This is a genomic window from Streptomyces yangpuensis (assembly GCF_001005295.1).
GTDB classification, from domain to species: Bacteria; Actinomycetota; Actinomycetes; order Streptomycetales; family Streptomycetaceae; genus Streptomyces; species Streptomyces yangpuensis.
Map to the genome: position 1 here is coordinate 146,164 of NZ_LBMK01000008.1, position 25,496 is coordinate 171,659.

Sequence of the window (25,496 nt, forward strand, 5' to 3'; positions counted from 1 at the left end):
CGCGCACGGGGCCCGGCCTCGGCGGCCGACCCGACGCCGAGGCCGGGCCCCGTCCGTCCCTTACTCCCGCAGCTCGGGAGTCTTCCTGCCTCTTGGTTATCAACGGATCCGATCCTACGATGGACTCAATCCAAGTCAAGATGAGTACCAAGCCCATATCCGATCGGATTCCGGAAGCCGACCGGGCGCACGCGGGCGCCCGACGAACCCGAGGGGGGAGCCGAGATGAGTGACCTGCTGGAACGGCTGCGGGGGCGCGGCTGGCGGCTGACGTCCCAGCGGCGGGTCGTCGCGGAGGTCCTCGACGGGGAGCACGTGCACCTGACGGCCGACGAGGTGCACGCCCGCGCGACCCTGCGGCTGCCGGAGATCTCCCGGGCCACCGTCTACAACGCCCTGGGCGAGCTGGTGGCCCTCGGGGAGGTCGTCGAGGTCACCACCGACGGCCGCGCCAAGCGCTACGACCCCAACGCGCACCGCCCGCACCAGCACCTGGTGTGCTCCGGATGCGGCCTCATCCGCGACGTCCACCCGGACGGCGACCCACTGGCGGTGCTGCCCGCGGCGCAGCGCTTCGGCTTCGCCGTGTCCGAGGTCGAGATCACCTACCGTGGCCTATGCCCGGCCTGCGCCCGGGCCGTGCTCCCTCCCACCCCCTCGATTGACCCCGGCACCGTGGGGTAGGCGCCGAGCAGAACCAGCCGGTCGCGGCGAGCGGTGGCCGGCAGGACGATGGCACTCGAACCCGCGCACGTGGGAAGAGGTGGTTCCCTATGGCCCCGCCGGAGGACGGTGACAGATTCGCCGTGGACGTGCGGTCCGAGGGCGACGTGATGGTCTTCGCACTCACCGGAGAGCTGGACCACGACACGGCCGAACCCTTGCGCGCCGCCCTCGCCGCCGCCGTCGACGGCGGCGCGCGCAGGCTGCTGGTGGACTTCTCTCAGCTCCGGTTCTGCGACTCCACGGGACTGAACGTCCTCCTGCACAGCAGGCTCTCCCTCCGGGAGGAAGGCGGCAGCATCTCCTTGGCCGGGCTGCGCCCACCCGTCGCCCGCATGTTCCGTATCACCGGTGCGGACGGGATCTTCCCCGTACACCCCGATGTGGCGCACGCGCTGGCCGAGCCGCGCCACGGGTGAGGGAGGAGCGCGCCATGGAGCCGCGGTCCACCGATCGGAGCCGGAGTCTCCTGCTGACGGGCATGACGGACGCCGTCACCCGCTGCCGTGACTTCACCCGTGAGGCCCTTGTCGACTGGCGGTGGATGCCGGACAACCGCGACGACTCGGAGGACGTCCTGCTGCTGGTGTCCGAGGTCGTCGCCAACGCCTGCCTGCACGCGGGCGGCCCCCGCACGCTCCTGCTGGAGTGCACGGACGAACTGCTGCGCGTCGAGGTCACCGACGACAACCCCGTCGCCCCCACCCCGCGCTCCCGGCCCGATCCGGCCCGGCCGGGCGGATACGGGCTGCTCATCGTGGAACGGATCGCCCGGCGGTGGGGCACGCTGCCCCTCGCGGACGGCAAGTGCGTGTGGGCGGAGATCGACTCGCCGCTGCGGTCCCCGGACGCCCGGGGACCGCAGCCCGTCTCTTCATAGAACCTGTGTCCTCGCAGGCCGGTGGTTCGGCGCAGGCCGGTTCGGCGCCCATCAGGGCGTGGAGACGTCCTCCTGCGCTGCACCCTCCTGCTCCTCGCCGCCGCCGGGGTCCTCCAGCATCCCGGCGCGCAGCCTGGCCATGATCCGGCTCAGCAGCCTGGACACGTGCATCTGCGAGATGCCGAGGCGCTCGCCGATCTGCGACTGGGTGAGCTCTTCGCCGAAGCGCAGCTGCAGGACCAGCCGGTCGCGCTCGCCGAGAGCGGTGAGGAGCGGCTTCAGGGTCTCCAGGTCCTCGATGAGCTCGTACGCCTCCTCCTCCGTGCCCAGCGAACGGGGCAGGGCCCCGCCGTCGGAGTCCTGGCCGACGGAGGTGCTGAGGGATTCGGCGACGTAGCAGTTGGCGGCCTGTCGGCCCTCGGCCAGCGCGTCGTCGCTGACGCCGAGGCGTTCGGCGAGTTCGTGGTCGGTCGGCCGGCGGCCCAGGTCCTGTTCCATCGCGTCGCAGGACTTCGCCATGTCCAGCCGGAGTTCCTGGAGGCGCCGGGGCACCTTCACGGACCAGCTCGTGTCCCGGAAGAAGCGCTTCATCTCGCCCGTGATGGTCGGCACGGCGAACGTGGCGAACTCGACCCCGCGCTCGACGTCGTACCGGTTGATGGCCTTGATCAGGCCGATCGTGCCGACCTGGACGATGTCCTCGAAGGGTTCGCTGCGGTTGCGGAAGCGCCGGGCCGCGTACTTCACCAGGCTGAGGTTCAGCTCGACCAGGGTGTTGCGCACATAGGAGTACTCCGGCGTGCCCTCGGCCAGGGCGCGCAGCCGGTGGAAGAGCGCCACGGACAGGCTCCGGGCGTCGTCCGTGCTGACGGCGAGGGGGTTCTCCGGAATCTCGATGGTGTCCACCGGGGATCCGGTATGGACAGGGTCCGCGGTGTCGCTGGGCAGGGGGGTCATCAGTGTCCTCCGACGGGTCGGGGAGCCGCGCGGAGCGCAGCGGGGCCGTCGTGGGTTTCCCGTCGGGTTATATACCCGATCGGGGCGCGCTGACCCTTCCGGAGGTCTCAGTCCGTCGGCGGGGAGAGGTGGTACACGGCGAAGGCGCGGTCGATGACGGGCATGGCGACGTTGCGCACGCGCACCCCGCCGCCGGTCATCCCGTGCTCGGTGCCCAGGTGCGCGTGCCCGTGGACCGCGAGGTCCGCACCGGCCTCGTCGATGGCCTCGGCCAGCAGATAGCTGCCGAGGAACGGGTAGATCTCGGGCGGTTCCCCCGCCAGGGTGTCGGGGACGGGCGAGAAGTGGGTGAGGGCCACCCGCAGCCCGCAGCCCCGGGTGCGCAGCTCCCGCAGGGAGCGGCCGAGCCCGTCCGCGCAGGCCCGGGAGTACCGGATGAAGGCCTTCATCTCCGGTTCCCCGAACTCCGTGGCGCTGCGGCCCGCGAAACCCCCGCCGAAGCCCTTGGTGCCGGCGATGCCGACGGTGACGCCCCGGACGTCGAAGGTGACGCCGTCGCCCTCGAGGACATGGACGCCCTCCGCGGCCAGCTCGCGCGCCACGAGGTCCGGCTGATCGCTCTGGTAGTCGTGATTGCCGAGGACGGCGACGACCGGTACGGGCAGTCCGGCGACCTCCTCCGCGACCACGCGGGCCTCCTCGCGGGTGCCGTGCCGGGTGAGGTCCCCGGCCAGCAGCAGCAGGTCCGCGCAGTCGCCGAGCGTGTCGAAGGCGGGCCGCAGGACGCCCGCGCTGCCCGGGCCGAGGTGGATGTCCCCGACGGCCGCGACGCGGATCACGACAGCACCTCCGCCGCCCCGGGCGGGCCGACCCGGTGCACGGTCAGGTCCTCGTGCCAGGGCACGCCCTCCAGCTCGTCGGCGACGATCCGCAGCACGGCCGCCCGGGAACCGGCGTCGGCCAGGGTGCCCCAGACCATCACCCACGCGCCGCGCGCCTCCACACGCACACCGAGTTCGGCGATGTCCTCGCGCGCCAGGCGGTCGCGCAGGTGTTCCACGCGGTAGTCGAGGTTCTCCACGGACATCATGAGGTCCCCTTTCCCCGGTCGATGACGCGGAGCCGGTCGAGCAGGTACAGGAAGGAGTCCGGCAGCGGCTCGTCCCGGTGTACGTGGTCCAGCCGAGCCCAGTCGATCTGCTCGCGCAGCATCCGGGCCATGGGCAGCAGGTCGCCGAAGTCGCAGTAGTGCTCGGAGAGGGCCGCGAGCAGGCTGTCCATCAGGTCGGTGGGGGAGAGGACCGGCATCCAGACCGAGTCCACCGACTTCACGCTGGCCCGTTCCAGCAGCTCCGTATCGACCGGCCGGCGGGCCAGCTCGAAGATCAGGTCGATCTCCTCCCCGCCCGTGCGGCCTTTGACCAGCCAGTCCTCGGCGGCCCGGCGCATCTCGATGCCGCCGTCCTCCAAGGCCTTGATCGCCGCGTCGGCGTCCTCGCGCCGCATGCAGAAATCCGTGTCGTGCTGGAACCGGGCCGGGACACCGTGGGCGAAGGCGGCCACGCTGCCGGCGAGCGCGAAGGGCTGCCCGGACTGCTTCAGCAGCGCGGCCACGCGTTTGGTGACCTCCAGGATCGCCTGGGTGTGGTCCTTGGGGAGCTGTCCGTCGGTCATGGTGGGCGGGCTCAGGGTCTCCGGTGGAGGGGCCCCGCCGGCCCCGTCGGCCCCACCGGCTCCGTCGGCAGCATCGGCAGGAGGCTTCTTCACGGAGGTCCTCCCTCGTTCGGTCCTGCACATCCGGGACGCATCCCTGCCCGGACGGCAGGCGCCTAACCCGTCCGGCGCCGCCGAAACCCGCGCGGCGGGCCCCGGCCGGCGGGCGGTCGAGCAGCGGGCGGTCGAGCAGCGGGCGGTCGAGCGGACGGTCGGGCGGGACGCGTGGGCGGGGACGCACCGGGTAGGCGCCGTACGAAGCGGGGGCCGCCGGGCGTTCCGGGGCTCCCGGCCACCGACAGCATGGAGGCGAAAGGATGAACCGCGCCGCTCTGTTCGACGTCGACGGAACCCTCGCCGACACCAACCACCTGCACGTCACGTGCTGGTGGGAGGCGCTGCGGCAGGCAGGCCACGCCGTGGCGATGCACGACATCCACCGCGCCATCGGGCTGCCGGGCGAGGACCTCCTCGGCCACCTTCTCGGGGAGGGCCGCGACACGGGCGGGGACGAACGGCTAACGACGGCGCACGACACGCTGTACGCCACCTACTTCGACCGGCTGCCCGCTCTCGACCGCGCCGCCGAGCTGCTGCGCGAGCTCGACCACAGGGGCTGGCGGGTCGTCCTGGTGACGTCCGCGAGCGACGCCGAGCTCACCGCCCTGCGGGGGGCCATCGGCGCCGACGACGCGATCACCGCGACCGCGAGCGCCGACGACACCAGCGCGGGCAAACCGGCTCCGGACCCCGTGCACCACGCCCTGGAACTGGCCGGCGCGGCCGCGCGCGACTCCGTCTTCGTCGGCGACACCGTGTGGGACATGACGGCCGCCACGAGGGCTGGTGTCGTCTGCGTCGGACTGCTCAGCGGCGGGATCCCCCGGCGGGACCTGGAGGACGCGGGAGCCCGCGTCGTCTACCGGCACCCGGCCGACCTGCTGGCCGGTCTGGACGACAGTCCCTTCGCCGACCCGGCCGGGGACTTCGCACGCAGTAATCGGGCACGTGCGTCAGGGGCCGCCCGGCCCGCCGCACACGAACCCAGGGAGACGGCATGTCCGACGCCACCGCCGAGCGGAACGACACAGGGGACGACGAGCGGTACGACGCACGGGACGAGACCGAGAAGGAACGCGCCGACCGGCAGTGGCAGGAGCTGATCCAGGAGATCCGCGTCGCCCAGACGGGCGTACAGATCCTCTTCGGTTTCCTGCTGACCGTGGTCTTCACCCCGCTCTTCCACGACCTTCCCCAGACCGACAAGACGATCTACATCGTCACCATCGTTCTCGGTTCCCTGGCGACCGGTGCCCTGATCGGTCCCGTCGCCTTCCACCGCGTCGTCTCGGGACGACAGATCAAGCCCGAGGCCGTGGCCTGGGCCTCCCGGCTCACCTTCGTCGGCCTCGTCCTGCTGCTCGCCACCTGCACCGCGGCGCTCTTCCTCGTCCTGCGGGTGGCCACCCACGACGCCGTCGTGCCGTGGCTGGTGGCCGGCGTGGTGGCCTGGTATCTCCTGTGCTGGTTCGCCCTGCCACTGTGGGCGCGGGTCCGCTACACGGTCGAGAAGTGAAGGCTTCCGGTCCCGTACGGCCGACCTGACGGCGGCAATCGGCCACACCCGAAGCTTCGACGGGAAAATTCTTGACTGCGCACTAGGCTGGTGGGTTGTTCGGCTACAGACCGGGACAAACAGGGTAAATCCGGTCTCCGCCGATGAACCGGACCAATTGCCGGAACGACACGCGAGGGCCGATGCCAGCCACACCCGATCGCACCGAACTCGCTCTCCTCGACGACCGCGGCACGCACGACGCCCCGGACGGAGAAACGGGGACCCACGAGGAGCCCGGCAAACCGGCCCGCTTCCGCGCCGGACCCGCCGCCCCGCCCCGCACCCTCCTCGACATCCTCAAGGCCTCCGTACGGGCGTACCCCGACGAACCGGCCCTCGACGACGGCACCACCCGCCTCACCTACCGGGCCCTGGCCGCCGCGGCCGACCGCGGCCGCCGCGCCCTCGCCGCCGCCGGGGTCGCGGCCGGCGACCGCGTCGGCGTACGCGTCCCGTCCGGCACCAACGAGCTGTACGTGGCGATCCTGGCCGTCCTCGCGGCCGGCGCCGCCTACGTACCCGTCGACGCGGAGGACCCCGACGAACGGGCCGACCTGGTCTTCGGTGAGGCCGGAGTACGGGCGGTCGTGGGCGCCGGCCTGCGCATCGACACCGTCGACCCCGACCCGGTCACCGCCCTCGACGCCCTCGCCCGTACCGGCACGCCCGGCCGCGGCGGCGGTGACCGCTCCGCGCGCCCCGGCCCCGAGGACGACGCGTGGATCATCTTCACCTCCGGCTCCACGGGCAGGCCCAAGGGCGTCGCCGTCACCCACCGCAGCGCCGCCGCCTTCGTCGACGCCGAGGCCGCGCTCTTCCTCGCCGAGGAGCCGATCGGGCCCGGCGACCGGGTCATGGCCGGCCTGTCCGTCGCCTTCGACGCCTCCTGCGAGGAGATGTGGCTGGCCTGGCGGTACGGAGCCTGCCTCGTGCCCGTCCCGCGCAGCCAGGTCCGCAGCGGCGCCGACCTCGGCCCCTGGCTGGTGGAACAGGAGATCACCGTGGTCTCCACGGTCCCGACCCTGGCCGCACTCTGGGAACCCGAGGCCCTCGGGGAGGTCCGGCTGCTCATCTTCGGCGGCGAGGCCTGCCCGCCCGAACTGACCCAGCGCCTGGTCACCGAGGGCCGCGAGGTCTGGAACACCTACGGCCCTACCGAAGCCACCGTCGTCGCCTGCGCCGCACTCCTGACCGGCAAGGAACCCATCCGCATCGGCCTCCCGCTGAACGGCTGGGAACTCGCTGTCGTCGACGGGTCCGGGGACCCGGTCCCGATGGGCGGCAGCGGCGAACTCGTCATCGGCGGCGTCGGCCTCGCCCGCTACCTCGACCCCGCCAAGGACGCCGAGAAGTACGCCCCCCTCCCAGCCCTCGGCTGGCAGCGCGCCTACCGCAGCGGCGACCTCGTCCGCGCGGAACCGGAAGGGCTCGTCTTCCTCGGCCGCGCCGACGAGCAGATCAAACTCGGCGGCCGCCGCATCGAACTCGGCGAGGTCGACGCCGCCCTCCAGGCCCTGCCCCACGTGGCGGGCGCCGCCGCCGCCGTCCGCACCGCGCGCAGTGGCAACCAGCTGCTCGTCGGTTACCTGGTCACCCAGGACGGCTGGGACCGCGCGGCGGCCGTCGAACGCCTGCGCGCCGAGCTGCCCGCCGCCCTCGTACCGCTCCTCGCACCCGTCGCCGAGCTGCCCACCCGTACCTCCGGCAAGGTGGACCGCGACGCCCTGCCCTGGCCGCTGCCCGAACTGGAGACCGCCGGCTCCGCCGAAGAACTCCACGGCACCGAGGCGTGGCTCGCCGAGCAGTGGCGCGAAACCCTGGGCGCGGCCGTCACCAGCGCCTCCGACGACTTCTTCGCGATCGGCGGCAACAGCATCGCCGCCGCGCAGCTCACCACCCGGCTGCGCACCCGCTACCCGAGCGCCGCCGTCCTCGACATCTACCAGCAGCCCACCCTGCGCAAGCTGGCCCGCCGCCTGGAGAAGTCCGCCCCGGACAGCGGCGCGGCCCGCCCCGTGGCGCCCGTTCCGCTGCGCTCCCAGGTCCTCCAGACGCTCCTGCTGCTCCCGCTGCTCACCGTGCTCGGCCTGCGCTGGACGGTCGCCCTCCTGGCACTGGGCAACGTCCTGCACCGGTTCGGGCCCTACCCGTGGGCGCCAACCGCCTCCTGGTGGCTCGTCGCCGCCGGCGCCGTCCTGCTCTTCAGCCCCCCGGGGCGCCTGGCCGTCGCCGCCGGCGGCGCCCGCCTGCTTCTGCGCGGGGTGAAACCCGGACGGCACCCGCGGGGCGGCAGCGTCCACCTCAGGCTCTGGACCGCCGAGCGGCTGGCCGAATACGCGGGCGCGACCTCCCTGACCGGCTCCTGGCTCGAACGCTACGCCCGGGCCCTCGGCGCCAAGGTCGGCCCCGAGGTCGACCTGCACGCCCTGCCCCCCGTCACCGGCATGCTCAAGCTCGGCCGCGGCTGCGCCGTCGAGTCCGAGGTCGACCTGTCCGGGCACTGGCTGGACGGGGACCAGCTGGAGATCGGCCCCGTCAGGATCGGCGCGGGAGCGGTCGTCGGCACCCGCAGCATGCTCTTCCCCGGCGCACGGATCGGCAAGCGGGCCGAGGTCGCCCCCGGTTCCGCCGTGGTCGGCACCGTCCCGACCGGCCAGCGCTGGGCCGGCGCCCCCGCCGTCAAACTCGGCAGGGCCAAGCGGAACTGGCCCGAGGAACGCCCGCCGCGCGCGGTCCACTGGCGGGCCATGTACGGCGCCACCGGCTTCGGCCTCACGGTGCTGCCCGTCCTCGCCACCGTGCCCGCCCTGCTCGTCCTGAGCCGGTTCGTCCCCGCGGACGCCGGGCTCGCCGGGGCCCTGCGCGGAGCACTGGTGGCAGTGGTGCCCGCGGCCCTCGCCTTCGGCCTCGCCTACGCGCTGCTCCTGCTGGTCGCCGTACGCCTGCTGAGCCTCGGCCTGCGGGCCGGCACCCATCCGACCCACAGCCGCATCGGCTGGCAGGCCTGGACGGTCACCCAGCTGATGGACCGGGCCCGGGAGACCCTCTTCCCGCTCTACGCCGGCCTGATCACCCCGGTCTGGCTGCGGCTGCTCGGCATGAAGATCGGCCGCGGGGCCGAGGTGTCCACCGTACTGGCGCTGCCGAGCCTCACCACCGTGGGCGAAGGCGCCTTCCTCGCCGACGACACCCTCACCGCCCCCTTCGAACTCGGCGGCGGCTGGGTGCGCATCGGACGCTCCGCGATCGGCCGCCGGGCCTTCCTCGGCAACTCCGGCATGGCCGCACCCGGCCGCACCGTGCCCGACGACGGGCTGGTCGGCGTCCTGTCGGCCGCGCCGAAGAAGGCCAAGAAGGGCAGCTCGTACCTGGGCCTGCCACCGGTCAAACTGCCCCGGTCCAGCGCCGACGCCGACCGGAGCCGGACCTACGATCCGCCCGCCCGCCTGCTGTGGGCGCGCGCCCTGGTGGAGCTGTGCCGGCTCGTCCCCGTCTTCTGCTCGGCGGCCCTGGCCGTGCTGACCGTGGCGGCCCTGTGCGCGCTGACCGCGTGGAGCGGCCTGGGCGTCTGGGGCGCCGCGCTGCTGTCCGGGGCCGTCCTGCTGGCCGCCGGTACGGTCGCCTGCTGCGCAGCGGTCACCGCGAAGTGGGTCCTGGTGGGCCGGCACCGGCCCGGCGAGCACCCGCTGTGGAGCGGCATCGTATGGCGCAACGAACTCGCCGACACCTTCGTCGAGGTCCTGGCCGTGCCCTGGCCGGCCGGATCCGTACCCGGAACACCGTTGATGACCCTGTGGCTGCGCGGGCTCGGCGCCCGCATCGGCCGCGGCGTGTGGTGCGAGAGCTACTGGCTGCCGGAGACCGACCTGGTCACGCTGGGCGACGGCGTCAGCGTGAACCGCGGCTGTGTGGTGCAGACACACCTCTTCCACGACCGGATCTTGAGGACGGATACTGTGATCCTCCGTGAGGGCGCCACCCTGGGCCCCGGCGGAATCGTCCTGCCCGGAAGCACGGTCGGGGCGCGCAGCACCCTGGGCCCCGCCTCCCTCGTGATGGCCGGGGAGTCCGTCCCCGCCGACACCCGCTGGCTGGGCAACCCGATCGAGGCGTGGCGGTCCTGAGGGGCGGTGGCGCCGGCCGGGACGGCAGCGGCAGCGGGCACGGCAGGAGCACACCAGCACGTCGTACGAGCACGGCGCAGGGAGCGGAAGCGGCAGTGAGCGGCCAGACCACAGCGGTGTCGGACTCGTACTTTCCGGCCAACGGCGACGCCCGTTACCGGGTGCACCGGTACGAGATCGCCCTGGACTACCGTCCCGGCCCCAACCGGCTGGCCGGGACCGGCCGTCTCAGCGCCATCGCCGGCCGGGCGCCGCTGACCGAGTTCCACCTGAACCTGGCCGATTTCAAGCTGGGCCGTGTCCTGGTCAACGGGCGGGCCCCGCAGTACACCCACCGCGGCGGCAGGCTGCGCATCCGGCCGGCGAAGCCGCTGCCGGCCGGGGCCGCCTTCACCGTCGACGTGACCTGGTCGGGCAACCCCAAGCCGGTGCGCAGCCCCTGGGGCGGCCTCGGCTGGGAGGAACTGACCGACGGCGCGCTCGTGGCCAGCCAGCCGGTCGGCGCCCCCTCCTGGTACCCGTGCAACGACCGCCCCGCTGACAAGGCCTCGTACCAGATCTCCGTCAACACGCCGTCCGCCTACACGGTCGTGGCCGGCGGCCGGCTGCTCACCAGGACCACCAGGGCCAGCACCACCACCTGGGTCTACGAGCAGCCCGCGCCGACCTCCAGCTATCTGGTCGGCCTGTCCATCGGCATGTACCAGACCGTGCTGCTGGGCGACCCCGGGCTCGGCGGCGTCACGCAGAGCGCCCACGTGCCCGCCCACCTGCTGTCGCGCTTCGCCCGGGACTTCGCCCGGCAGCCCGCCATGATGCAGCTCTTCGAGGAGCTCTTCGGCCCCTATCCCTTCGGCGAGTACGCGGTGGTCGTCGCCGACGAGGAACTCGACGTGCCGGTGGAGGCCCAGGGCCTCTCCCTCTTCGGGGCCAACCACGTCGACGGCGTCCGCGGGTCGGAGCGCCTCATCGCCCACGAGCTCGCGCACCAGTGGTTCGGCAACAGCGTGACCATCGCCGACTGGCGCCACATCTGGCTCAACGAGGGCTTCGCGAAGTACGCCGAATGGCTCTGGTCGGAGCGTTCCGGCGGCCGCACCGCCCATGAGCAGGCGGCCGCCGCGCACCGGTCGCTGACCGCCCGTCCGCAGGACCTGCGGCTGGTCGACCCCGGCCGGAAACTGATGTTCGACGACCGTCTCTACCAGCGCGGGGGCCTCGCCGTGCACGCGCTGCGCCGCGCGCTGGGGGAGGAGGACTTCTTCCGCATGCTGCGCGACTGGGCCACCGTCTACCGCCACGGAGTCGTCAGCACCGCGGCGTTCACCGCCCATGCCGCCCGCTACACGGCCGATCCGCTGGACGAGCTGTATTCGGCCTGGCTGTACGAGACCCCCCTGCCGCCCCTGCCCGTGTAGTTTCCGGCCGGGTTGCGCTCCTGCCGGTCCACCGCTCCTTGGTGATCGCGCAGGTCGGAGCGTTGCCCGGAGCGGCCGGAAGTGGGCGGGGAGGGCCGGGGTCGCTCTTGCCGGGGGACTATGCGGCTGCCAGCATTCCAGCGCGCGCCCCGCGGAGGTCCCGGAAGGGAGCAGATCCCGGCACCTCCGACCGCATGGTTCCGTCCGGTGAACAACGAGCCAGGAGTGCATCCCGTGATCCGATCGAAACTGCGTACGCTGCTGCTCGGTGGCGGCAGTGCGGCCGTCATGCTGGCCACCGCCCTCGTCCCCGCCACCGCGTCCGCCTCACCCGCTCCCGAGGCCCGGGGCACGGCGGGCGCAGCTGCCGGCTTCTGGTCCTGCACCGTCCCGCCCGGCTACACCTTCACCTCCACCCAGAACACCCTCAACTGCGGGGGCAGCGGCTTCCGCACCTACTACTTCGTCCAGCCGCCTTCCGACGGCCTGTGGGCCTGCACCACGGCCGACGGGTTCACCTATTCCTCCACCCAGAACACGCTCGACTGTTCCACCGGTGGCGGCTTCCGCACCAAGTACCTGCTGCGCACCCCCAAGACCGGTCTGTGGGCGTGCACCGTCCCCTCCGGCTTCACCTACACCAGTACGCAGAGCACGCTCGACTGCTCGACCAGCGGCGGCTTCCGCACCAAGTACCTCCTGCGGGCCTTCTGACCTCTCGTCCCGCCCCTCCGTCCCCGCTGCCTGCCGGAGTGCGACACGCGTTCCGGCAGGCTCGGCGGTACGGGGTTCAGGGGGAGTCCGGTGCGGTGGAACTGCCCGGGTCCAGGCAGGTCAGGGACATCACCACCGGCGCCTGGATGCCCTGCGCGGCCTCCGGGGACGGGCGGCTCGTCAGCACGGTCCAGTTGCCCTTCGTAAGCGTCAGCGTTCCGCCGCCCAGGTCGGGGCCGGCCTGCCAGCCGTGCTCGGAGCGGGCGCGTGCGAAGGCCGCCTCGAGGGCGGAGCCCGCCGTCTCGGGGGCGTGCCGGCCCATCAGCCGTTCGGTGCACCGGCCCAGGCCGTCCGAGGGCTGCCTGGCCACCGTGATGCCCTCCGCGGCCAGGACCGACGTCATCTCCGACACCACCGCGTCGGCGGACAGGGCGGGACCCGAGTGGCGCGGGGGCAGCGGGCCGAGGTCCTGCAGCGCGGTGCCGCAGCCGGTGGCCGCCACCGTCAGCAGTACCGCCGATACCAGGGAGGCCAGGGCTGCGTGCCCTCGTCGCCGTCGCACGATGGTGTCCTCCGTCCGGGTTTGCCGCGCCTGTGCGGACGGCCAGTCTGCCATGGTGTCGATCTTGACGAGCCGCCGGTCACGGGCGCGGCGGACACCCGTGAGGCCGGGTGCCGGAGGACGGCCGCCACTCACGCGCGGGCAGATCCCAGGGCGTGAGAACCGTTACATTCATCCCTCAATTGCCCCTTTTGGGGGAATCATGAATGCCGGATCTGTCGTCTATGCGCCGCGTGAGCGGCCCGCGCCGTCCGGGGACGGTCGGCGCCACTGGGAGTGACATGGGACGCGTGCGCGGCTGGACGGGCAACCGGCGGATGGCCCTGCCGATGGTGGCGGGCGGAGCCGTCGTCCTCGGTCTGGGCGGCCTCTACGTCACCGGACTCGTGGCCGGCGGCGACGTCGACCAGGGCACGCGCGTGCGCGGCGTGGACATCGGCGGACTGCCCGCCGCGCAGGCCCGGCGTGTACTGGACCGGGAGCTCGGCCCCAGCGCCGCCGCACCCGTCGCCATGAAAATCGGTGACCACGTCGAGAAGGCCGATCCCGCGACGCTCGGCCTCTCGCTCGACACCGCCGCGACCGTCGACCGCGCCGTGCGCAAGGGCTACAACCCCGTCACCGTCATCGGCGGCCTCTTCGCGTCCGGCCGGCGCGACCTCGAACCCGTGATCCGTGCCGACGAGCGGAAGGGCCGGGCCGCGGTCGACCGCATCGCCGGGACCACCGCCCGCGCACCCCGCGACGGCGCCATCGCCTTCGAGAAGGGCGCTGCCAGGGCCGTCGCCCCTCTCACGGGCGTCACCCTCCTCCAGGACCGCACCCTCGACACGCTCCGTGACGCCTACCTGCGCACGGACACCACCCCGGTCGTGCTGCCCGTCGAGCGCACCGAGCCGGCCGTCGGCGCCGAGGAGACCGGACGGGCCCTGAAGCAGTTCGCCCAGCCCGCCATGTCGGGGCCGGTCGCGCTCACCGTCGCCGGGAAGAGCGTGTCGATCACCCCCGCCGTGCTGGGCGAGCACCTGAAGATGCGGCCCGACGCCCAGGGCCGTCTCGTACCCGCCCTCGACTCCAAGGGCCTGCTGGCCGAGCCTGCCGTGGCCCGTCCCATCGAGGAGGTCAGCCGTCCCGCGCTCGACGCCGCCCCCCGCGTCGGCCCCGACGGTACCGTGGTCATGGCCCAGCAGAGCCGTGCGGGACGCAAGGTGACCGAGGAGGCGCTCGGCAAGGCCGTGCTGCCGCTGCTGACCCGCACGGGCGCCGCCCGCAGCGGCGAGGTCGCCACCGTGGCCGTCCAGCCGGAGCTCACGAGCGAGGAGGCGCGACGGATCGGCATCAAGGAGAAGATCTCCTCCTTCACCGTCGAGTTCCCGGCCGCCCCGTACCGCAGCACCAACATCAGCCGCGCGGTGGAGCTGATCAACGGCTCCGTGGTCCAGCCGGGACGGGAGTGGAGCTTCAACCGCACGGTCGGTGAGCGCACCAAGGAGAACGGTTTCGTCGACGGCATCATGATCAATGACGGCCAGTACGTGAAGTCGCCCGGCGGCGGCGTCTCCGCGGTCGCCACGACCATGTACAACGCGGTCTTCTTCGCCGGCCTCAAGCCGGTCGAGCACGGTGCCCACTCCTTCTACATCGAGCGCTACCCCGAGGGCCGCGAGGCCACCGTCGCCTGGGGCACCCTCGACCTGCGCTGGATCAACGACTCCGGCCACGCCGTCTACGTACAGGCCGAATCCACCGACACCTCGCTGACCATCACCCTCCTCGGCACCAGGAAGTACGACGAGATACGCGCCACCAAGGGGCCGCGCACCAACGTCACGCCGCCCGCGAAGCGCACCGGCACCGGGCCGGCCTGCGAGGTCCAGACCCCGCTTGAAGGCTTCGACGTGACGGTCGGACGCGTCTTCGTCCAGGGCGGCAAGGAAGTCCGCAACGAGGAGTTCAAGACCCACTACACCCCGCGCGACGAGGTCGTCTGCACCCCGGAGACCCCCGAGTCAGGCGCGAGTCCGGCTCCGACGGCCCCTGCGGCCCCTGCGGCCCCTGCGGTGCCCGCGGCGCCTGAGGTGCCCGCGAGTCCGGCGGCCCCCGGGACCGCCGGTACTGCGCGGACGGCGCAGGCCGCGCCGGCCCCTGCCGGAGCCCCCGCCGGCGCTGCCGGCACCGCCGGCGTCCCCCGCTCGTCCTGAGGGACAGTACGGGACGAGGTGTGACACTCCCGGCGCGCATTGTGCATGCCGGGAGCCATGGAGGCCCGGAAGTGCTACAACTGGGTTCGTGACCATTCCTCGCCACCCGTGCCGGGCACGTCGGTGCGGTCACCTCTAGGCAAACGATTCAGAAGCGTCGCCGGCCAGGTATTCGTCCTCCAGGTGGCGATCGTGGTCCTGCTCGCCGCCGGGGCCCTGCTGGCCCTGGTGCTCCAGTCGCGGCACGACATCGACCGCGAGGCGCGCAACCGCTCGGTGGCCGTCGCCGAGACCTTCGCCCACCAGCTGGGCCTGCAGCCCGCGCTGAAGACGTCCGACCCCTCCACGATCCTGCAGCCCCTGGCCGAGCAGACGCGCAAGGCCGCCGGGGTCGACTTCATCGTGGTGATGGACACCAACGGCATCCGCTACAGCCATCCCCAGCCGGACCGCATCGGGAAACGGTTCGTCGGAACCATCGAGCCCTCCCTGCAGGGCAAGGTCCACACCGAGAGCGTCGAGGGCCCCCTCGGCAAGGAGATCCAGGCGGTGGTCCCCGTCAAGGACCCCGACGGCGAGGTCGTCGCCCTGGTGTCCGCCGGCCTGACCGTCGAGAACGTCAGCGGCGCCCTCGACCGCCAGCTCCCGGTGATCCTCCTGGCCATCGCCACGGGCCTGGGCCTGGCCACCGTCGGCACCTGGCTGATCAGCAGACGCCTGCGCCGCCAGACCCACGGGCTCGGCACGCAGGAGATGACCCGCATGTACGAGCACCACGACGCGGTGCTCCACGCCGTCCGCGAAGGCGTCGTGATCACTGACGGCGACGGGCAGCTCCTGCTGGCCAACGACGAGGCCAAACGCCTGCTCGGCCTGCCGGAGAACGCCGAGGGCCGCCCCATCCGCGACGTGCCCGGCCTGGAGCGCCGGATGGCCGACCTGCTGCTCTCCGGCCGCGAGGCCACCGACGAGGTGATCGGCTCCGGCGACCGGCTGCTCGTCGTCAACCAGCGGCCCACCCACCCGCGCGGCCGGCCCGAGGGCGCGGTGGTCACCATCCGCGACTCCACCGAGATGCAGATCCTGACCACCCGGGCCGAAACGGCCCGCAGGCGCCTCAAACTGCTGTACGACGCGGGCGGCGACATCGGCACCACCCTCGACGTGGTCCGCACGGCCGAGGAGCTCGCAGCCGTCGCCGTACCCCGCTTCGCGGACTTCGTCACCGTCGACCTCGCCGACCAGGTCATCGACGGCGACGAGCCCGCCCCCGGCGCCGACATGCGGCGCACCGCCATCAGCGGCATCCGCTCCGACCACCCCCTTTACCCCGTCGGCCGGCTGATCGACTTCCTGCCGTCCACCCCGCAGGCCCGCGGCTACGGCACCGGACGGGCGGAACTGGTCCCCGACCTCTCCCAGGCCCCCGGCTGGCAGGCCCAGGACCCGCCCCGGGCCCGCGCCATCGTCGACTACGGCATCCACTCGCTCATCGCGGCCCCCCTCATGGCCCGGGGCGTCGTCCTCGGCGTGGTCAACTTCTGGCGCTCGCAGAAACACGAGCCCTTCGACGAGGACGAGCTGTCCCTCGCCGAGGAACTCGTCGCCCGCGCTGCCGTCAGCATGGACAACGCCCGCCGCTACACCCGCGAACACGCCCTCGCCGTGACCCTCCAGCGCAGCCTGCTGCCGCGCGCCCTGCCCGAACAGAGCGCCATGGACGTCGCGCACTTCTACCTGCCCGCCCAGTCCGGCGTCGGCGGCGACTGGTTCGACGTGATCCCGCTGCCCGGCAGCCGGGTCGCCCTGGTCGTCGGCGACGTCGTCGGCCACGGCCTGCACGCCGCCGCCACCATGGGCCGGCTGCGCACCGCGGTGCACAACTTCTCCTCCCTCGACCTGCCGCCCGACGAGATCCTCGCCCGCCTGGACGACCTCGTACAGCGCATCGACCACGACCACAACCAGGACGCCGAGGACGCGGACGGCGGCGTGCTCGGCGCCACCTGCCTGTACGCCGTCTACGACCCGGTGTCCCAGCGCTGCACCATGGCCAGGGCGGGGCACCTGCCCCCGCTCCTGGTCGGCCCCGACGGCACCACACAGATCGTCGAGCTGCCCGCGGGCCCCCCGCTCGGCCTGGGCGGCATGCCGTTCGAGACCGCGGAACTGGAGCTGGCCGAGGGCAGCCAGCTGGTCCTCTACACCGACGGGCTGGTGGAGGAGCGGACCCGGGACATCAGCGAGGGGCTGGAACTGCTCCGGGCGGCGCTCAGCCACCCCGACCGGGACCCCCACGACAGCTGCCGGGCCGTCCTCGACATGCTGCTCCCCGCCCGGCCCACCGACGACGTGGCCCTGCTCATCGCCCGCACCAGGACACTCGGCCCCGACCGGGTCGCCCAGTGGGACGTCGCCTTCGAACCGAGCGCGGTCGGAGCCATGCGCAGCGTCGCCGCCAAGAAGCTCGACGAATGGGAGCTGACGGAACTCGGCTTCGCCGCGGAGCTGATCCTCAGCGAGCTGGTCACGAACGCCCTGCGGCACGGCAGCGGACCGGTGCGGGTACGGCTGCTCCGCGACCACAACCTGACCTGCGAGGTCTGGGACGGCAGCAGTACGGCCCCCCACCTGCGCTACGCCGCCACGACGGACGAGGGAGGGCGCGGCCTGTTCCTGGTCGCGCAGCTCAGCGAGCACTGGGGCACCCGCTACACCCCCGAGGGCAAGGTCATCTGGGCGGAACTGGCTCTGCCGGGCACCCCGGGCGGCGGCGAGACCGTCCTCTCCGCCTTCCTCGACGTGGACCCCCTCTGACGGCGCCCGCCGCGGCGGAAAAGGAACTGACCGGCACCGGGCGTGATCGCTACCATCGCCCGGTGCACCGTGAACCCGAATGGTCCCCGTACCCGAAGATCCCCGCGAACACGCGGCTGGGAGAGGCCCGCGGCCGGACGTGGGTGGCCCACGAGAAGATCCACGGCGCCAACTTCGCCGTCGTCTGCGACACGGCCGGTGCGCACCCCGCCAAGCGGCGCGAGCTGCTCGGCGACGGCGGACTCGACGACTTCTTCGGCGTCGGCCGGATCTGGCCCGCCCTGGCGGTCGCGGCGACCCGCTGCGCGCGGAGCCTGAGGGAGGCGGCGGGCGCCGCGCCCTCGGCGGTCGTGACCCTGTACGGCGAACTGGCCGGCGGCCGCTACCCCCACCCCGGCGTACCCGCGGTACCGGGCGCGGCGGCCGTGCAGACCGGCGTCTGGTACGCCCCCGATCTGGTCTGGCTGCCCTTCGACGCGACCGTCACCGGCGAGGACGGCCCGCACTGGGTCGGCGACCGCACCCTGCGCGCCGCGGCGGCGTCGGCAGGGCTGCTCTGCGTGCCGCTGCTGGCCGAGGGCCCCCTCGCCCGGCTCCAGGAGCTGCCGGTGCTCTTCCCGACCCGGCTGCCGGGCCTGCTCGGTCTGCCGGCCCTGCCGGACAACCTGGCGGAGGGCGTGGTCGTCAAGCCCGCGGGGGAGTCGCGCGGGCCCGCCCGCCCGATGGCCAAGGCCAAGCAGCCCGCCTTCGCCGAGGACGAACGGTTCGACGGCGCGCGCCCCTACCAGGTACCCGCCGAAGGCGCCGCCGGCGTCCCCGGCTGGCTGCTCGCCCACGGTACCGGCCTGCTCACCCCGGCCCGCGCCGCGTCGGCCGTCAGCAAGCTGGGCCCCCGTACCGCGCCCGCGGACGTGGCCGCCGAGATCGCGCGGGACGCCGCCGAGGAGGTCGCCCACGAGCTCGGCGGCCTGGACGGGGCCACCCGGCGGGCCCTGGAGAACTCCCTCCACGCCGGAGCCCTCGGCCTGGCCCGCTTCGACGCCGACGACCGCCGCTCCTGAGGCCCCGGCCCACGGGACTCAACGGCCGTTCAGGTGGTGCGTACCGTTCGGGTGGTTCATACCGACACGGGCGGTCAGGAGGGCGATGTCGTCGTCGGCGGACGCCGGGACGAGGTGGGCGATCAGCGAGTCGCACAGGTGGTCGAGCGGCTGGAGGGGCTCGGTGAGCAGGCCGGTCAGCTCGCCCAGCCGCTCGTCGATGTCGCGGTTGCGGGCCTCGATCAGGCCGTCCGTGTAGAGCACCAGCAGGCTGCCCGCCGGGAGCGTGAGGTCGGTGGTGGTGAAGGTGACCCCGCCGACACCCAGCGGGGCCCCGGGCGGGGTCTTGACCAGGTAGACGGTGCCGTCGGGCTCGGCCACGGCCGGCGGCGGGTGACCGGCCCGGGTGATCGTGCAGCGGCCGGTCGCCGGGTCGCAGACCACGTACAGGAACGTGGCCAGCATCGGCTCCGCGAGGTCGGCTAGGGTCGCCTCCAGCTGCTGGAGCAGCGCCGTGGGCGGCATGTCGAGGCGCGCCAGCGCCCGGACGGTCGCGGAGAGGCGCCCCATCACCGCGGCGGCCGCGATGCCGTGCCCCATCACGTCCCCCATGAGCAGGCCCGCCCTCCCGCCGGCGAGGGGGACGACGTCGTACCAGTCCCCGCCGACCTCGTTGACGTCGCTGGCCGGCAGGTAGCGGTGGGCGATCTCGATGCCGGGCGGCGGGGTGACGTGCTGCGGCAGCATGCTGCGCTGCAGCACGACGGCGGTCTCGTGCTCGTGGTGGTAGAGACGGGCGTTGTCGATGCTGATGGCGGCCCGGGCGGCGAGCTCCCCGGCGAGAGTGACGTCGTCGGAGCCGAAGGGCTCGAAGGGCCGTGTGCGGTAGAAGGAGGCCACACCGAGGACCAGCCCGCGCGCCACCAGCGGGACCATCATGAACGAATGCACGCCCGTCTCGACGAGCTGGGCGGGCTTCGGGGTGTGCCGGGAGGCCGAGGCGGCCGCCATGGAGTCGAGGTGGGCGATCAGGAAGGGCTGACGGGCCGCGAGCGCCTGGGTGTACGGCGCGGTCGCGGGGAAGGTGAGGGTCCGGCCCAGCGGGGCGAGGATCTGCGTGACCGCGGATCCCGTCAGCGGGGCCTTGCCCAGACGGCGCAGCGCCACACCCCCGGTCAGCCCCATGCCCGGCTCGTTGCCGCGCGCCAGCGAGTCCAGCACGTCGACGGTGACGGCACTGGCGAGGTGCGGGACGGCCAGGTCGGCCAGCTCCTGCGCGGTGCGTTCCAGGTCGAGGCTGGCGCCGATCCGGGAGCTGGCCTCGGTGAGCAGGGCGAGCCGGCGGCGCCCGGCCTCGGCCTCGGTGTGGTCGCGCTGCTGCGAGGTGATGTCGAGCAGGGAGGCGATCACGCCGATCGGCCGGCCGGCCGGGTCCTCCACCCGTACGTAACTGCACGCCCACACGTGGTCGTGGTCCGGGTCCGCGGGGGTCCGGCCGGTGCGCCGGCGGTTGAGCACCGGCTCGCCGGTCGCCAGGACCTGCCGCATGGCCTCCTCCATCTCGCCCGCGTTCACCTCCGGCAGCACCTCGGCGAGCCGCCGGCCCACGTGGGCGGACTCCGCCAGCCCGTTCATCGCCTCCAGCGCCGGATTGACCTGGAGGAACCGCAGCTGCGTGTCGAGTACGGCGATCCCCACGGGCGAGCGGGCGAACAGGCCGTCCCACACCGCCGAGGAGCCACGGATCCGGCGCGCCGCGTGCGCGTCCGCGGCGAACACCAGCACCGCCGAGGCGCCGTGCCGCCGGTCGGGTACGGGGCAGGCCCAGATCTCCAGCTCCAGCGGGTGGCCGTTGCGATGCCAGGCGGTCACCGTGCCCATCACCCCGCGGCCGGTGGCGGCCGTCTCCCACAGAGACCGGCCCAGACTGCGGTCGGCGCCGGGGTGGAGAAGATCGGCGATGTGCCGTCCGAGGACCTGCGGCGGGCCGTAGCCCAGCAGCTCCTGCGCCCCGTGGTTCCAGCGCACGATCGTGCCGTCACCGCTCGTGGCCACGAGCGCCACCGGCAGGGCGCCCAGCCACCCGCCGGCGTTCTGGGCCGCGCCGCTGATCAGGTCCTCGAGCGGCATCTCCTCATGCATCCCGCACCCGCTCCTTCCGGGCCCCTCCATCACCTTCATCCTCGCTCCGAGCGACCGGCGGCGCCCCCCGGCCGCCGGACCCCGTACCCGGACCCTGTACCCGGACCCGGCGTCCGCGGTGCGGCGTCGGCGTGTGCAGGCGAGCGGCCCGCGGTGGCCGGCCCGAACGCCCCGTTCATCCGGTCGGCCGAGCACAGCAGGCCATGCGCGCCACCCCGGGCCACGCTGTGGGCAAGGACCGAACCACCGCACAGACGAGGACCGCACCATGTCCCAGAGGCGACGTATCGGCATCATCGCGGGGGCCGCAGCGCTGCTGCTCGGCGCAACCGCTTGCTCGGGTCTGGGGCGGACCACCGTCGGCCAGCTCAGCTTCCGCGGCCACGACTCGCCGGTTGAGATCAACTACAACAACACCCTCGTCACGGGCTGCCACCGGATCGCCATCCCGGACGGGGCCACCCACGTCGAGAACAACACCCTCGTCGACGTCATCCTGTACCAGAACCACGACTGCAGGCAGACGAACGATCCGAACAACGGCATCTACGTGGCGACGACCCTGTCGAACGTGACGGCCCCCAGGACCAACCCCTGGCGCAGCTTCAGCGTCGTCCACTGACGCGACCGGCGCCGACAGCGAGGCGAGGGCCGCGACGGAGGAGACGGGCAGTCGGACTCAGAGGCCGGTGGTGGCGCGGCGGATCGCGTCCAGGGCGCGCGTCACGTCGTGCTCGTTCGTGGACCAGTTGCTCACCGAGATACGCATGACGCGCCGGCCGTGCCAGGTGGAGCCGCTGATCCATGTCGTGCCGTCGTCGAGGAGCCGGGTGAGAACCCGCTCGGTGCGTTCGTCGTCGCCGAACTCCGCGCACACTTGGGTGAACACCACCTCGTTGAGTACCCGGGCACCGCCGATTCCGGCGATGCCGTCGGCGAAGGCGCAAGCGTGCCGGCACAGCCGGTCGACGAGTTCGGCCACGCCGGAGCGGCCGAGGGACCTGAGCGCCGCCCACACGGTGAAGGCCCGGCCGCGCCGGGAGAGTTCGGGCACCTTGTCGACGGGGTCCCCGTGTTCGTGCTGGATGAGGTAGTCGCCGCGCTGGCCCATCGCCGCCCGCAGCGCGGACGGGTCACGCACGACGGCGAGACCGCAGTCGTAGGGCACGTTCAGGGTCTTGTGGGCGTCCGTCGCCCACGAGTCGGCGTCCGCGCAGCCGGCCGTCAGGTGCGCATGGCGCGGCGAGGCGGCCGCCCACAGCCCGAATGCTCCGTCGACGTGCACCCACGCGCCCGCCTCACGGGCGGCGCGGACCGTCTCGGTGAAGGGGTCGAAGGCACCGGAGTGGATGTCCCCGGCCTGCAGGATCACGATGGCCGGGCCTTCTCCGCCCGCTGCCAGGACGCGCCGCAGGTCCTCCGGCACCATGCGTCCCTGACCGTCCGCCTTCACCAGGGCCGGGGCGCCGAGCCCCAGGTAACGCAGCGCCAGGTCCACGGCCATGTGCCGGTCCTCGCCGGCGACGGCCCGTACGGGCGGACCACCGACCAGCCCGTCCCGGGCGACGTTCCGGCCGGCGCGACGCAGCAGCTCGTCGCGCGCGGCGGCGAGGCAGGTGAAGTTCGCCATCGTGGCACCGGTGGTGAAGCCGACGGCGCTGTCGTCGGGCAGACCGAGCAGATCGAGCAGCCAGGCGCCGGCGACCTCTTCCGCAGCCGCGTACGCGGGCGAGGCGGCCCGCATCACGGAGTTCTGGTCCCAGGCGCTGACCAGCCAGTCCGCGGCCAGCGCGGCAGGCTCCGTACCACCGACCACGAACCCGTAGAAGCGGCCGCTCGGGAAGGCGGTCAGTCCCGGCTCGCACGCGGCGGCCAGCAGATCGACGACATCGGCCGGAGCGGCGGGGGNGCGGGGGCGTCGGGCAGCTCGGTACCGAGCGCGCGCACGATCTCCTCGACCGAAGCGCGTGCGGGAACCCGCCGTTCGGACAGGCTCGCGAGCCACCGGACGGCATGGCCGTGCGCCCGCCGGAGCGCGGCCTCGCGCGCGTCCATACCTCGGACTATGGGACAGGAGCCGTGGCCGCGCAAGCCGCGGCCCGTACCCTCCGTCCTCCGTCCTCTCGGCGGCCCGCCCGCTCAGTGCTGGACGGGGGCGGGGGCGAGGACGGGGTCGAGGGCGCCCAGGGCCGTGGCCCAGGGGAAGGGGACCGGGGTTTCGGCGGGGGTGTTGTCGTGCGGGAGGAGCCGGACCCCGGCGTTGCGCAGGGTGGCGAGGGAGATGTCGTACTGCGGATGCGCGGCGAGCGCGCTGTTGGTGCAGGAGATGGCGGTGACGGGAGTGCCGTTGCCGAGGGCCTCGGCGGCGAGGCCGACGGTCAGCCGGTCGGTGAGGCCGAGGGCCCACGCGTTGACCGTGTTGAAGGTGGCGGGGGCGTAGAGGATCGCGTCGGCGGCCGGCCACTGCTCAGGTTCGCCCGGGAGCTGGTACTGCCAGAGCACGGGGTGGCCGGTGAGGGCGGCGAGCCCGTCGAGGCTCCCGGCGAGCCAGTGCGCGGCGGTGGGGGTGAGTCCGAGGCACACGTTCCAGCCGCGGGCCTGGGCGTCTTCGACGACATGGGCGACGTCGAACACGGGTGGGGCGGCGGAGCAGAGCAGATAGAGGGTCTTCATGGTCATGCCGCATTATGATCATATCGCTTGACCTCAAGTGCGGTTGAGGGAGCAGGATCGAGCCCATGGACATCGAGCACGCGGCCACGGCCGCCGACATCAAGGCGATCGAAGAGGTCGTCGCCACGGTCGAACGCACCCAGCGGGCCAAGGACGCCGAGGGTTTCCTGGCCCTGTTCCACCCCGACGCCCTGTGGACGACGGCACACGGCAGGGTCCTCATCGGCTTCGAGGAGATAGCCGAATTCACTCGTGCCGTGCTGCCCGGGGCGAACTGGGACGGGGAGGTCACCTACGAGGTCGTCCACGTGCAGTTCCTGCGGCCGGACGTCGCGGCGGTGAAGGTGCGCCAGGTCTACCACGCGCCCGACGGCGGTGAGGGCGCGCCGCTGTACGTGATGACGCGGGAGGCGGACGGGCCGTGGCTGCTGACCGCCTGCCAGAACACCCAGGTGGTGCGGGACCCGGCCTGAGCCGGGGGCGAGCCGGGGCGTGGATCCGTGCCCTGTCGCTCCAGCCCCGCAGGTGGGGGACAGTGGTGCTGTGGCCGACATCGACGCGGTGGCAGCCGAGCTGTACGGGCTCAGGCCGGAGGAGTTCACCGCTGCCCGGGACGCTCACGCGGCCGCCGCGCGCAAGGCGGGGCGGCGCGCCGAGGCGAAGGGCATCGCCGCCCTGCGCAAGCCGACGCTGGCGGTGTGGGCCGCGAACCGGCTCGCCCGCGCCGACGCGGATCAGGCGGGGCGCCTGCTGGAGCTGGGGGAGGGGCTGCGCGAGGCGCACCGGACACTGTCGGGGGAGGAGCTGCGCAAGCTGTCCCACCAGCAGCACGTGGTGATCGCCGCGATGGCCGGCGAGGCCCGTCGGCTGGCCGGTGAAGCGGGGCAGGACCTGTCCGCTGCGGTCCAGCGGGAGGTCGAGCAGATCCTCCGCAGCGTCCTCGCCGATCCCGAGGCCGCCCAGGCCTGGGTACGGGGCGTACTGGCGAAGGCGCCGCCCTCGGCAGTGGGCTTCGCCGACGTGGCACCCGCACCGGGCGCGGAGCCGCGGCCGCCGATGGCCGAGGCGGAACGGGAGCGGGAGGCGGAGCCGGAGCCGGAGGCGGATTCGGGGGAGGCCGAGCGGACGCGGCGGGAGGCCGAACTCGCCGAAGAGGCGCTTGCCCGGGCGGAGGCGGAGCGGGCGCAGGCCCGCACCGGACTCGGGGCGCTCGACGAGGAGATCGGCCTGCTGGAGGCGCGGCTGGAGCGAGTCCGGGAGGAACGCGAAGGCCTCGCCGCCGCGGCGGCGGCCGCCGACCGGCGCCACCGGGAAGCCGTACGGGAGGCCAAGGCGGCCCGCGCGGCGGCCCGTAAGGCCGCAGGCCGCTGACCTGCCCGGGGCGGCGGAGCGAATCAGCCCAGGTGCACGGCCAGGCTGCACAGGCCGAGCCCGTGGCGGGCGGCGTGGCGCCACATGCGCAGGGGCCGTCGAGAACCCGTTCGAGCCCACGGAGCGCGGACTTCGAGAAGGTGCCGGCTGTCCGGATTCAAAGCCCCGGTGGATACCGCAGATGCCGCGGAGGGAGGCAGGTCCCGCAGGCCGCCCCTGCCGCGACGGCTCCGCCGCACCGGCCGGCGCCCGGTACCGGTAGCCGTCCAGATACCACGGCCGGCCGCCGCCCCGGCGACAGGGTCCGGCCGGACCCGGGTCCAGGGGCCGCGGTCGGCCGGCCCGGAGCGCGGTACCGGGGTGGCGGCCCGGGGGCCTGCTGTCGGCCGGGCGGGCCCGCACCGCTTTCGGACCGGGGTGGTCGGGGCGCGTGCCCTGCCGAGCGGTGGGGCGGGGCGGGCGGCGCGCCGGGTCCGGCCAAGTTGGGGGAGTGGTGCCTTGTGGTGAGTGGCCGCGGGGTCGGACCGTGGCGCTGCCGTCCGA

21 protein-coding genes and 1 pseudogene are annotated in these 25,496 nt (G+C 73.5%); 14 read left to right on the plus strand and 8 right to left on the minus strand.

Annotated elements, in window-relative coordinates:
• Nucleotides 1-225 precede the first annotated feature (225 nt).
• The 3 genes from AAT21_RS29840 to AAT21_RS29850 all read left to right on the plus strand — a co-directional run bounded on the left by AAT21_RS29840 (nucleotide 226) and on the right by AAT21_RS29850 (nucleotide 1,603).
• On the plus strand, nucleotides 226-684 hold the full coding sequence (locus AAT21_RS29840; RefSeq protein ID WP_046780075.1) for a Fur family transcriptional regulator: 459 nt from the start codon (nucleotides 226-228) through the stop codon (nucleotides 682-684).
• 89 nt (nucleotides 685-773) lie between these two features.
• Nucleotides 774-1,142 (plus strand): STAS domain-containing protein, encoded by a 369-nt coding sequence (locus tag AAT21_RS29845; protein ID WP_046780076.1) that lies wholly within the window; start codon nucleotides 774-776, stop codon nucleotides 1,140-1,142.
• 14 nt (nucleotides 1,143-1,156) lie between these two features.
• A complete protein-coding gene (locus tag AAT21_RS29850) occupies nucleotides 1,157-1,603 on the plus strand; it encodes an ATP-binding protein (RefSeq protein WP_052758050.1) in 447 nt (148 codons plus the stop codon).
• Between the two features lie 51 nt (nucleotides 1,604-1,654).
• Here AAT21_RS29850 and AAT21_RS29855 read toward each other — a convergent pair whose 3' ends face one another.
• From AAT21_RS29855 to AAT21_RS29870, 4 genes are all read right to left on the minus strand, one after another.
• A complete protein-coding gene (locus AAT21_RS29855) occupies nucleotides 1,655-2,560 on the minus strand; it encodes a SigB/SigF/SigG family RNA polymerase sigma factor (protein ID WP_046780078.1) in 906 nt (301 codons plus the stop codon).
• A gap of 107 nt (nucleotides 2,561-2,667) precedes the next feature.
• Entirely contained in the window at nucleotides 2,668-3,399 is a 732-nt protein-coding gene (locus AAT21_RS29860) for a metallophosphoesterase family protein (RefSeq protein ID WP_046780079.1), read from the minus strand.
• Nucleotides 3,396-3,650: a hypothetical protein gene (locus tag AAT21_RS29865; protein ID WP_052758051.1), complete on the minus strand. Its 255-nt coding sequence runs from the start codon at nucleotides 3,648-3,650 to the stop codon at nucleotides 3,396-3,398. The genes AAT21_RS29860 and AAT21_RS29865 overlap by 4 nt, the downstream gene beginning before the upstream one ends.
• Entirely contained in the window at nucleotides 3,647-4,327 is a 681-nt protein-coding gene (locus AAT21_RS29870) for a nucleotidyltransferase family protein (protein ID WP_052758052.1), read from the minus strand. The genes AAT21_RS29865 and AAT21_RS29870 overlap by 4 nt, the downstream gene beginning before the upstream one ends.
• A gap of 263 nt (nucleotides 4,328-4,590) precedes the next feature.
• Between AAT21_RS29870 and AAT21_RS29875 the strand changes: the two are divergent.
• The 5 genes and pseudogenes from AAT21_RS29875 to AAT21_RS29895 form a co-directional block, all read left to right on the plus strand.
• Nucleotides 4,591-5,244, plus strand: a pseudogene (locus AAT21_RS29875) (HAD family hydrolase); the annotation flags it as partial.
• An 86-nt stretch (nucleotides 5,245-5,330) separates the two neighbouring features.
• The gene (locus AAT21_RS29880) at nucleotides 5,331-5,849 is read left to right on the plus strand and encodes a DUF6328 family protein (protein WP_046780081.1); all 519 of its coding nucleotides are present in this window, start codon (nucleotides 5,331-5,333) and stop codon (nucleotides 5,847-5,849) included.
• Nucleotides 5,850-6,031: 182 nt separating this feature from the next.
• The gene (locus tag AAT21_RS29885) at nucleotides 6,032-10,015 is read left to right on the plus strand and encodes a Pls/PosA family non-ribosomal peptide synthetase (protein WP_046780082.1); all 3,984 of its coding nucleotides are present in this window, start codon (nucleotides 6,032-6,034) and stop codon (nucleotides 10,013-10,015) included.
• Between the two features lie 95 nt (nucleotides 10,016-10,110).
• Nucleotides 10,111-11,433, plus strand: coding sequence for a M1 family metallopeptidase (locus tag AAT21_RS29890; RefSeq protein WP_046780083.1), 1,323 nt, complete (start codon nucleotides 10,111-10,113; stop codon nucleotides 11,431-11,433).
• Nucleotides 11,434-11,667: 234 nt separating this feature from the next.
• Nucleotides 11,668-12,147, plus strand: coding sequence for a hypothetical protein (locus tag AAT21_RS29895; RefSeq protein WP_046780084.1), 480 nt, complete (start codon nucleotides 11,668-11,670; stop codon nucleotides 12,145-12,147).
• Nucleotides 12,148-12,223: 76 nt separating this feature from the next.
• On the opposite strand, the gene AAT21_RS29900 is transcribed toward AAT21_RS29895, so the two are convergent.
• Nucleotides 12,224-12,709 (minus strand): hypothetical protein, encoded by a 486-nt coding sequence (locus AAT21_RS29900; protein ID WP_235439274.1) that lies wholly within the window; start codon nucleotides 12,707-12,709, stop codon nucleotides 12,224-12,226.
• Between the two features lie 281 nt (nucleotides 12,710-12,990).
• On the opposite strand from AAT21_RS29900, the gene AAT21_RS29905 reads away from it, so the two are divergent.
• From AAT21_RS29905 to AAT21_RS34780, 3 genes are all read left to right on the plus strand, one after another.
• Nucleotides 12,991-14,910 carry a VanW family protein gene (locus AAT21_RS29905; protein ID WP_079026046.1) on the plus strand — a complete coding sequence of 640 codons (1,920 nt, stop codon included), beginning with the start codon at nucleotides 12,991-12,993 and terminating at the stop codon, nucleotides 14,908-14,910.
• A gap of 183 nt (nucleotides 14,911-15,093) precedes the next feature.
• On the plus strand, nucleotides 15,094-17,727 hold the full coding sequence (locus tag AAT21_RS29910) for a SpoIIE family protein phosphatase/ATP-binding protein (protein ID WP_235439275.1): 2,634 nt from the start codon (nucleotides 15,094-15,096) through the stop codon (nucleotides 17,725-17,727).
• A 62-nt stretch (nucleotides 17,728-17,789) separates the two neighbouring features.
• Nucleotides 17,790-18,788, plus strand: a complete 999-nt coding sequence (locus AAT21_RS34780; RefSeq protein WP_052758053.1) for an RNA ligase family protein — start codon at nucleotides 17,790-17,792, stop codon at nucleotides 18,786-18,788.
• A gap of 18 nt (nucleotides 18,789-18,806) precedes the next feature.
• Here AAT21_RS34780 and AAT21_RS29920 read toward each other — a convergent pair whose 3' ends face one another.
• Nucleotides 18,807-20,909, minus strand: a complete 2,103-nt coding sequence (locus AAT21_RS29920) for a SpoIIE family protein phosphatase (protein WP_052758054.1) — start codon at nucleotides 20,907-20,909, stop codon at nucleotides 18,807-18,809.
• A 268-nt stretch (nucleotides 20,910-21,177) separates the two neighbouring features.
• Between AAT21_RS29920 and AAT21_RS29925 the strand changes: the two genes are divergently transcribed.
• A complete protein-coding gene (locus AAT21_RS29925; protein WP_046780085.1) occupies nucleotides 21,178-21,531 on the plus strand; it encodes a hypothetical protein in 354 nt (117 codons plus the stop codon).
• A gap of 57 nt (nucleotides 21,532-21,588) precedes the next feature.
• On the opposite strand, the gene AAT21_RS29930 is transcribed toward AAT21_RS29925, so the two are convergent.
• Both AAT21_RS29930 and AAT21_RS29935 read right to left on the minus strand, forming a co-directional pair.
• Nucleotides 21,589-22,725, minus strand: coding sequence for a pyridoxal phosphate-dependent decarboxylase family protein (locus AAT21_RS29930; protein WP_235439285.1), 1,137 nt, complete (start codon nucleotides 22,723-22,725; stop codon nucleotides 21,589-21,591).
• A gap of 323 nt (nucleotides 22,726-23,048) precedes the next feature.
• Nucleotides 23,049-23,588 carry a flavoprotein gene (locus AAT21_RS29935; RefSeq protein ID WP_046780086.1) on the minus strand — a complete coding sequence of 180 codons (540 nt, stop codon included), beginning with the start codon at nucleotides 23,586-23,588 and terminating at the stop codon, nucleotides 23,049-23,051.
• A 59-nt stretch (nucleotides 23,589-23,647) separates the two neighbouring features.
• On the opposite strand from AAT21_RS29935, the gene AAT21_RS29940 reads away from it, so the two are divergent.
• On the plus strand, nucleotides 23,648-24,055 hold the full coding sequence (locus AAT21_RS29940; RefSeq protein ID WP_046780087.1) for an SgcJ/EcaC family oxidoreductase: 408 nt from the start codon (nucleotides 23,648-23,650) through the stop codon (nucleotides 24,053-24,055).
• A gap of 70 nt (nucleotides 24,056-24,125) precedes the next feature.
• Nucleotides 24,126-24,953 (plus strand): hypothetical protein, encoded by an 828-nt coding sequence (locus AAT21_RS29945; protein ID WP_079026049.1) that lies wholly within the window; start codon nucleotides 24,126-24,128, stop codon nucleotides 24,951-24,953.
• The last annotated feature ends 543 nt before the right edge of the window (nucleotides 24,954-25,496 follow it).

Excerpts from the sequence above, each read along its gene's own strand:
- AAT21_RS29865 (WP_052758051.1), bottom strand. The coding sequence starts at position 3,650 with ATGATGTCCGTGGAGAACCTCGACTACCGCGTGGAACACCTGCGCGAC.
- AAT21_RS29840 (WP_046780075.1), top strand. The coding sequence starts at position 226 with ATGAGTGACCTGCTGGAACGGCTGCGGGGGCGCGGCTGGCGGCTGACG.
- AAT21_RS29885 (WP_046780082.1), top strand. The coding sequence starts at position 6,032 with ATGCCAGCCACACCCGATCGCACCGAACTCGCTCTCCTCGACGACCGC.
- AAT21_RS29905 (WP_079026046.1), top strand. The coding sequence starts at position 12,991 with ATGGGACGCGTGCGCGGCTGGACGGGCAACCGGCGGATGGCCCTGCCG.
- AAT21_RS29940 (WP_046780087.1), top strand. The coding sequence starts at position 23,648 with ATGGACATCGAGCACGCGGCCACGGCCGCCGACATCAAGGCGATCGAA.
- AAT21_RS29925 (WP_046780085.1), top strand. The coding sequence starts at position 21,178 with ATGTCCCAGAGGCGACGTATCGGCATCATCGCGGGGGCCGCAGCGCTG.
- AAT21_RS29935 (WP_046780086.1), bottom strand. The coding sequence starts at position 23,588 with ATGACCATGAAGACCCTCTATCTGCTCTGCTCCGCCGCCCCACCCGTG.
- AAT21_RS29850 (WP_052758050.1), top strand. The coding sequence starts at position 1,157 with ATGGAGCCGCGGTCCACCGATCGGAGCCGGAGTCTCCTGCTGACGGGC.
- AAT21_RS29855 (WP_046780078.1), bottom strand. The coding sequence starts at position 2,560 with ATGACCCCCCTGCCCAGCGACACCGCGGACCCTGTCCATACCGGATCC.
- AAT21_RS29845 (WP_046780076.1), top strand. The coding sequence starts at position 774 with ATGGCCCCGCCGGAGGACGGTGACAGATTCGCCGTGGACGTGCGGTCC.
- AAT21_RS29920 (WP_052758054.1), bottom strand. The coding sequence starts at position 20,909 with ATGCATGAGGAGATGCCGCTCGAGGACCTGATCAGCGGCGCGGCCCAG.
- AAT21_RS29880 (WP_046780081.1), top strand. The coding sequence starts at position 5,331 with ATGTCCGACGCCACCGCCGAGCGGAACGACACAGGGGACGACGAGCGG.